The following is a 7,301-nucleotide window of genomic DNA, read 5'->3' as shown; positions in this document are numbered from 1 at the left end:
ACGCCGTCGCGGTCGCGGAGCTTGGCCACGCCGTCGGGCACCGGCCCGTCGTAGGCCACGGTGATGACCGTGTCGGCCCCGGCGGACGCCTTGAGGTCGTCCACGGTGCCGCTGGCGAGGACCCTGCCGTGGTCGATGACCGCGACGCGCTCGCACAGCGCCTCGGCCTCCTCCATGTAGTGCGTGGTCAGCAGGATGGTCTGGCCGCCGTGCTGCAGTTCGCGCAGCACGTCCCACAGGTTGACGCGGGTCTGCGGGTCGAGGCCGGCGGTCGGCTCGTCCAGGAACAGCACCTCGGGCCGGTGCACCAGGGCGCGGCAGATCATCAGCCGCTTGGCCTGGCCGCCGGACATCTCGAACGGCTTGCCCTTGCGCCGGTCGGAGAGGTTGAACATCTCCATCAGCTCGTCGGCGCGGCGGCGGGCGTCGCGCGCCGCCAGGCCGAAGTAGCGGCCGCGGAACTCCAGGTTCTCGAAGGCGTTCAGCTCGTTGTCCAGGGTGTTGCCCTGCGACACCATGCCGATGCGGCGCTTGACCTCGACCGGGTCCCGGGCGACGTCGAAGCCGCAGACGGTCGCGCGCCCGGAGGTCGGCACGACCAGCGACGTCAGCATCCCGATCGTGGTGGACTTGCCGGCGCCGTTCGGGCCGAGCAGGCCGTAGAACCCGCCGTGCGCGATCGACAGGTCGATGCCGCGGACGGCCTCGACGTCCCCGCCGGGGCCCTTGTAGGTCTTGTGCAGGTCGACGGTCCGGACGGCGGCCCGGATCTCGTCGACGGGCGGATCCGCGGGCGGTCGCTCCGCGGCGGGTCGGTCTAGCACTCCCGGTCTCCCTTCGAGTACTCCTCGAACCGGTTGATCATGGTGAGCAGGAAGCGGCGGACGGCCGGCTCGTCCTCGGGCGGCACCACGTCGTAGAGCGCGTGGATGTCGGCGCCGACGCCGGGGCCGACCTCGGCGAGCAGGGCGGCGCCCGCCTCGGTGGCGTGCAGCAGGACGGCGCGCCGGTCGTCCGGGTGGCGGCTCCGTTCGACGTAGCCGTCGCGTTCGAGCGTGTTGACGACCGAGGTGAGCGTGGCCGGGGTGACGCCGAGCCCGCGCGCGGCCTCGCCCGCGCGCAGCCCGTCCGGGTGGGCCCGGAGCAGGCGCAGCAGGTAGAACCCGGCGGGGCTCGTCCCGTGGCGCTCCACGATCTTCCACATGACCGGGCCGCCGAGCCGCATCGCGGCGGCGAACAGGCGGCCGATCGGCCACTCCTCGGGGGGGCCCAGCGCGCTGAGGTCTCCGAACCCCAGCTTCTCGGTGTCCATGCCCACATTGTTAGCCGACTTACCTTTAGCCGTCAAATTATTAGTGGCCTAAGAAACCGGATGAACGTCTCAAAGTGTGAGAGACCTCCCGAACCGGTGTTGAATAGTCATCCACTGCAGTGCATACTTTTGCTCATTGCTTCGGAAGGGCAGTGAGAGATGGGAATCCGAGCGGCGGTCGCCGGCGCCAGCGGGTACGCGGGCGGCGAGATCCTTCGTGTGCTGGCGGGACATCCGGAAATCGAGATCGGGGCGGTGACGGCGGGCTCCAACGCCGGCCGCCGACTGGGCGAGCTCCAGCCGCACCTGCGGTCCCTGGCGGACCGCACGCTCGCCGCCACCACCCCCGCGGCCCTCGCCGGGCACGACGTGGTGTTCTTCGCGCTCCCGCACGGCGAGTCCGGCTCCCTCGCGGGGCTGCTGGACGACGGGACGCTCGTGGTCGACTGCGGCGCCGACTTCCGCCTGCACGACCCGGCCGAATGGGAGTCCTTCTACGGCTCCCCGCATGCCGGGACCTGGCCGTACGGCCTCCCCGAACTCCCCGGCCAGCGCGACCTCCTCCGCCGGACGAAGCGGATCGCCGTCCCCGGCTGCTACCCGACCTCCGTCGCGCTCGCGATGTACCCCGCCATGGCGGCCGGCGTCGCCGAACCGGACGTCGTGGTCGTCGCCGCCTCCGGCGCCTCCGGCGCGGGCAGGGGCCTCAAGCCGCACCTGCTCGGCAGCGAGGTCATGGGCTCGGTCAGCGCCTACGGCGTCGGCGGCGTCCACCGGCACACCCCCGAGATGGAGCAGAGCCTGTCCGCCGTCGCGGGCGAGCCGGTCACCGTGTCGTTCACCCCCACCCTCGCGCCGATGAGCCGCGGCATCCTCGCCACCTGCAGCGCCAAGGCCCGGCCCGGCCTCACCGCGGCGCGGCTGCGCGACGCCTACGCCGCCGCCTACGACGGCGAGCCCTTCGTGGAGTTGCTGCCCGACGGGCAGTGGCCCGCCACCGCCATGACCCTCGGCGCGAACACCGCGCTCGTCCAGGTCGCCCTCGACGAGCGCGCCGGGCGGATCGTCGCCGTCGCCGCCATCGACAACCTCACCAAGGGCACCGCCGGAGGCGCCGTGCAGAGCGCCAACCTCGCCCTCGGACTTTCCGAAACCCTCGGCCTCACCACGATCGGAGTCGCCCCGTGAGCGTCACCGCCCCCCAAGGTTTCCGCGCCGCAGGCGTCAGCGCCGGGCTCAAGCAGAACGGCGGACGCGACGTCGCCCTCGTCGTCAACGAGGGCCCGTCCCGCGCCGCGGCCGGGGTCTTCACCCGCAACCGCGTGAAGGCCGCCCCGGTGCTCTGGTCCGAGCAGGTCCTCCAGGGCGGACGGCTGCGCGCGGTGGTGCTTAACTCCGCCGGCGCCAACGCCTGCACCGGCCCGGACGGCTTCGCCGACACCCACGCCACCGCCGAGCGCGTCGCCGAGCTGCTGGCCGACTCGGCCGGCGAGGTCGCGGTCTGCTCCACCGGCCTCATCGGCACCCGCCTCGACATGGACCGGCTGCTGCCCGGCGTCGAGGCCGCCGCCGCCGAACTGTCGCGCGGGGACGGCGGGCTCGCCGCCGCCGACGCGATCCGCACCACCGACACCGTCGCCAAGATCGCCTTCCGGCAGGGCGACGGCTACATGATCGGCGGCATGGCCAAGGGCGCGGGCATGCTCGCCCCGTCCCTGGCGACCATGCTGTGCGTCCTCACCACCGACGCCGACCTGCCCGCCGAGGCCCTGGACCGCGCGCTGCGCGCCGCCACCGGCGCGACCCTCGACCGGCTCGACGCCGACGGCTGCATGTCCACCAACGACACCGTCCTGCTGATGGCGTCCGGAGCGTCGGGCGCCACCCCCGCCGAGGACGCCTTCACCGAGCTGCTCGCCGACCTGTGCGCCGACCTCACCCGCCAGCTGCTGGTGGACGCCGAGGGCGCGTCCAAGGCCATCGCGATCGAGGTGGTCGGCGCGGCCAGCGAGGCCGACGCGGTCACCGTCGGACGCACCGTCGCCCGCAACAACCTGCTCAAGTGCGCCATCCACGGCGAGGACCCCAACTGGGGCCGGGTGCTGTCGGCGGTCGGCACCACCGACGCCGCCTTCGAGCCGGACGAGCTGAACGTCGCGATCAACGGCATCTGGGTCTGCCGCAACGGCTCGTTCGGCGACGACCGCGACAAGGTGGACCTGCGCCCCCGCGACGTCACCATCACCGTCGACCTGTCCGCCGGCCCGCACAGCGCGACCGTCTGGACGACCGACCTCACCGCCGACTACGTCCACGAGAACTCGGCGTACAGCTCGTGAGCGCGCTGATCTCCGGGGAGCGGATGCGGCGGCGGCGCGAGGCCGTCCTGCCGAAGGCGAGCACGCTGATCGACGCGCTGCCCTGGCTGGAGCGCTTCCACGGCAAGACCGTCGTCATCAAGTACGGCGGCCACGCCATGACCGACCAGGCGCTGCGCCACCGGTTCGCCGAGGACGTCGTCTTCCTGCGCTACGCCGGGCTGCGGCCGGTCATCGTGCACGGCGGCGGCCCGCAGATCAACGCCGCGCTCGACGCGCACGGCATCGAGTCCACCTTCACCGCGGGGCTGCGCGTCACCACCCCCGAGGCGATGGAGGTCGTCCGGATGGTGCTGGTCGGGCAGGTGCAGCGGGACGTCGTCGGGCTCATCAACCGGCACGGCGCGTTCGCGGTCGGGATGTCCGGCGAGGACGCCAACCTGTTCACCGCCGAGCGCAAGCACGCCGTCGTGGACGGCGAGAAGGTCGACATCGGCCAGGTCGGCGAGATCGTCGAGGTCGAGGTCGGCGCGATCGAGGCGCTGCTGAACGACGGCCGCGTCCCGGTCGTGTCCAGCGTCGCGCGCGGCGACGGCGGCGAGGTCTACAACGTCAACGCCGACACCGCGGCCGCCGCGCTCGCCGTCGCGCTCGACGCGGCCAAGCTGGTCGTCCTCACCGACGTCGAGGGCCTGTACGCCGACTGGCCGGCGTCCGACGACGTCATCGACCGGCTCACCACCGACGAGCTGGCGACGCTGCTGCCGGACCTGTCGGCGGGCATGGTCCCCAAGATGGAGGCCTGCCTCGCGGCCGTGCGCGGCGGCGTGCCGCAGGCCCACGTGCTGGACGGACGGGTCCCGCACGCGCTGCTGCTGGAGATCTTCACCGACGAGGGCATCGGCACGATGGTCACACCCGGCCACCCGGGCGGCCCCGTCCCGACCGACGAGGAACCGGCCCGGCCGGAGGGAGAACCCGCGTGACCACCCCTGCCAACGACGACCTGGCCAGGCGGTACGAGGCCGCCTTCATGCCCAACTACGGCGTCCCGCCCCTCGCGCTCACGCGCGGTGAGGGCTGCACCGTCTGGGACGCCGACGGCAACGCCTACCTGGACCTGGTCGGCGGCATCGCCGTCACCTCGCTCGGCCACGCCCACCCCGCGATCGTCACGGCCGTCGCCGAGCAGGTCGCGACGATCGCCCACACCTCCAACCTGTTCCTGAACGAGCCGGAGGTCCGGCTCGCCGAGAGGCTGCGCGACCTGCTCGGCGGCGACGGGCGGGTCTTCCTCGCCAACAGCGGCACCGAGGCCAACGAGGCCGCGCTGAAGCTCGCGATCAAGTACGGCAAGACCCACGGCAGGACGTACTTCGTCGCCACCGAGGACGGCTTCCACGGCCGCAGCCTCGGCGCGCTCTCCCTCACCGGCAAGGCGGCGATCCGCGAGCCGTTCGGCCCCTTCGCCCTGGACGTCAGGTTCGTCCCCTACGGTGACGCGGCGGCGCTCGAAGCCGCCGTCACCGCCGACTGCGCCGCCGTCTTCCTCGAACCCACCCAGGGCGAGGCCGGCGTCGTCCCGCCCCCGCCCGGCTACCTCGCCGCCGCCCGCGCGATCTGCACCGCGACCGGCGCGCTCTACGTCGGCGACGAGATCCAGTCCGCGATCGGCCGGACCGGAGCCTGGTTCGCCTTCCAGCACGAGGACGCCCGCCCCGACATCCTCACCCTCGCCAAGGGCCTCGGCGGCGGCCTGCCGATCGGCGCGGTCGTCGCGTTCGGTGAGCACGGCGAGATCTTCGCCAAGGGCGACCACGGCAGCACCTTCGGCGGCAACCCCGTCGCCGCGGCCGCCGCCCTCGCCGTCCTGTCCACCCTGGAGAGCGACGGCCTGCTCGCCAACGCCGCCGAGGTCGGCGCGCTCCTCGCCGACGGCATCGCCGCCATCGACCACCCCCTCCTCAGGGGTGTCCGCGGCCGCGGACTGTGGCAGGCCCTCGCCCTGGCCCCCGGGCCCTCGGCCGCCGTCCAGGACGCCGCCCGCGCCGCCGGGTTCCTGGTCAACGCCCTGCGGCCGGACGCCGTCCGGCTCGCACCGCCGCTCACCCTCACCGCCGCGCAGGCCAGGTCCTTCGTGGACGCCCTGCCCGCCATCCTCGACAAGGCCGCCCAGACGCAGGAGACCCCCCAGTGACCGTCCGGCACTTCCTACGCGACGACGACCTCACGCCCGCCGAGCAGGCACAGGTCCTCGACCTCGCCGCCGCCATGAAGAAGGACCGCTTCGCCTGGAAGCCCCTCGCCGGGCCTCGGACGGTCGCGGTGCTGTTCGACAAGCCGTCCACCCGGACCCGCGTGTCGTTCAGCGCCGGCATCGCCGAACTCGGCGGCCACCCCCTCGTCCTCGACACCGGCGACAGCCAGATGGGACGCGGCGAGTCCATCGCCGACAGCGCCCGCGTCCTCGAACGGCAGGCCGCCGCGATCGTCTGGCGCACCGGCGCCCAGGAGCGCATCGACGAGATGGCGGACGGCACGGCCGTGCCCGTCGTCAACGCCCTCACCGACCGCTTCCACCCCTGCCAGGTCCTCGCCGACCTGCAGACCGTCCAGGAGCACAAGGGCGGCCTCGCGGGCCTCACCCTCGCCTACTTCGGCGACGGCGCGAACAACATGGCCCACTCCTACCTGCTCGGCTGCGCCACCGCCGGCATGCACGTCCGGATCGCCGCCCCCGAGACCCTCCCGCCCGACCCCGACGTGGTCGCCCGCGCCGAGGAGATCGCCGCCGCGACCGGCGGGTCGGTCCTGGTCACCGCCGACCCCGCCGAGGCCGCGGCCGGAACCGACGTCCTCGCCACCGACACCTGGGTCTCCATGGGGCAGGAGGGGAAGGACACCGCCCGCTACGAACCGTATTCTGTGGACGAGGCGCTGCTCACGCGCGCCGCGCCCGGCGCGGTCGTGCTGCACTGCCTGCCCGCCTACCGCGGCAAGGAGATCTCCGCCGCCGTCCTGGACGGCCCACAGAGCGTGGTCTGGGACGAGGCCGAAAACCGTCTGCATGCCCAGAAGGCCCTGCTGACCTGGCTACTGGAGAACACTGCGTGACCACACCGATGACCAAGGCCGCCCGGCACGCCCGGGTGATCGAACTGCTGTCCCGGCACCCCGTCCACTCCCAGGGCGAACTCGCCAAACTGCTGGCGGACGCCGGCCTGGAGGTCACCCAGGCCACCCTGTCGAGGGACCTGGTGGAGATCGGCGCGGTGAAGCTGCGCGCCGAGGACGGCAGCCTGATCTACGCCGTGCCGGGGGAGGGCGGGGAGCGCATCCGCCGCGTCCCCACCGGCACCGCCGAGACCTTCGACGGCCGCCTCACCCGGCTCGCCGCCGAACTGCTGGTCTCCGCGGAGGCGTCGGCCAACCTGGTCATCGTCCGCACCCCGCCCGGTGCGGCGCAGTACCTCGCCTCGGCCATCGACCACGCCGAATGGCCGTCCATCCTCGGCACCGTCGCGGGCGACGACTCCATCCTGGTCATCTCCCGCGACCCCACCGGCGGCCCCGACCTCGCCGAGGCCCTACTGCGCCTGGCCGCCGGACGCGAACGACGAAGCTAGCCCCGGCGCCGGACCAGCGTATCGCGCACCTGCTGAGCACGCTGC

8 protein-coding genes are annotated in these 7,301 nt (G+C 73.3%); 6 read left to right on the top strand and 2 right to left on the bottom strand.

Annotation, left to right across the window (positions count from 1 at the left end):
* Together AB0J52_RS20660 and AB0J52_RS20655 are read right to left on the bottom strand one after the other, a co-directional pair.
* Positions 1-824: ABC transporter ATP-binding protein (locus tag AB0J52_RS20660; RefSeq protein WP_500183250.1), on the bottom strand; the 824-nt coding region annotated here is incomplete at its 3' end.
* Positions 818-1,312 carry a MarR family winged helix-turn-helix transcriptional regulator gene (locus tag AB0J52_RS20655; protein ID WP_500183248.1) on the bottom strand — a complete coding sequence of 165 codons (495 nt, stop codon included), beginning with the start codon at positions 1,310-1,312 and terminating at the stop codon, positions 818-820. The genes AB0J52_RS20660 and AB0J52_RS20655, both read right to left, overlap by 7 nt.
* Before the next feature lie 159 nt (positions 1,313-1,471).
* Between AB0J52_RS20655 and argC the strand changes: the two genes are divergently transcribed.
* Genes argC through AB0J52_RS20625 form a run of 6 tightly spaced genes read left to right on the top strand, consistent with a single transcriptional unit; the run spans position 1,472 to position 7,256 of the window.
* Positions 1,472-2,500, top strand: a complete 1,029-nt coding sequence (gene argC / locus AB0J52_RS20650; RefSeq protein ID WP_500183246.1) for an N-acetyl-gamma-glutamyl-phosphate reductase — start codon at positions 1,472-1,474, stop codon at positions 2,498-2,500.
* Positions 2,497-3,651, top strand: coding sequence for a bifunctional glutamate N-acetyltransferase/amino-acid acetyltransferase ArgJ (argJ, locus tag AB0J52_RS20645; RefSeq protein WP_500183245.1), 1,155 nt, complete (start codon positions 2,497-2,499; stop codon positions 3,649-3,651). The genes argC and argJ overlap by 4 nt, the downstream gene beginning before the upstream one ends.
* Positions 3,652-3,674: 23 nt before the next feature.
* Entirely contained in the window at positions 3,675-4,616 is a 942-nt protein-coding gene (argB, locus tag AB0J52_RS20640; RefSeq protein WP_500183253.1) for an acetylglutamate kinase, read from the top strand.
* Positions 4,613-5,827 (top strand): acetylornithine transaminase, encoded by a 1,215-nt coding sequence (locus AB0J52_RS20635; RefSeq protein ID WP_500183243.1) that lies wholly within the window; start codon positions 4,613-4,615, stop codon positions 5,825-5,827. The genes argB and AB0J52_RS20635 overlap by 4 nt, the downstream gene beginning before the upstream one ends.
* Entirely contained in the window at positions 5,824-6,744 is a 921-nt protein-coding gene (gene argF, locus AB0J52_RS20630; protein WP_500183241.1) for an ornithine carbamoyltransferase, read from the top strand. The genes AB0J52_RS20635 and argF overlap by 4 nt, the downstream gene beginning before the upstream one ends.
* A gap of 8 nt (positions 6,745-6,752) precedes the next feature.
* Positions 6,753-7,256, top strand: coding sequence for an arginine repressor (locus AB0J52_RS20625; RefSeq protein WP_500183251.1), 504 nt, complete (start codon positions 6,753-6,755; stop codon positions 7,254-7,256).
* The last annotated feature ends 45 nt before the right edge of the window (positions 7,257-7,301 follow it).

It is taken from the genome of Spirillospora sp. NPDC049652 (genome assembly GCF_040675125.1).
GTDB lineage: Bacteria > Actinomycetota > Actinomycetes > Streptosporangiales > Streptosporangiaceae > Spirillospora.
This window is presented reverse-complemented; position numbering and strand designations above follow the sequence as displayed.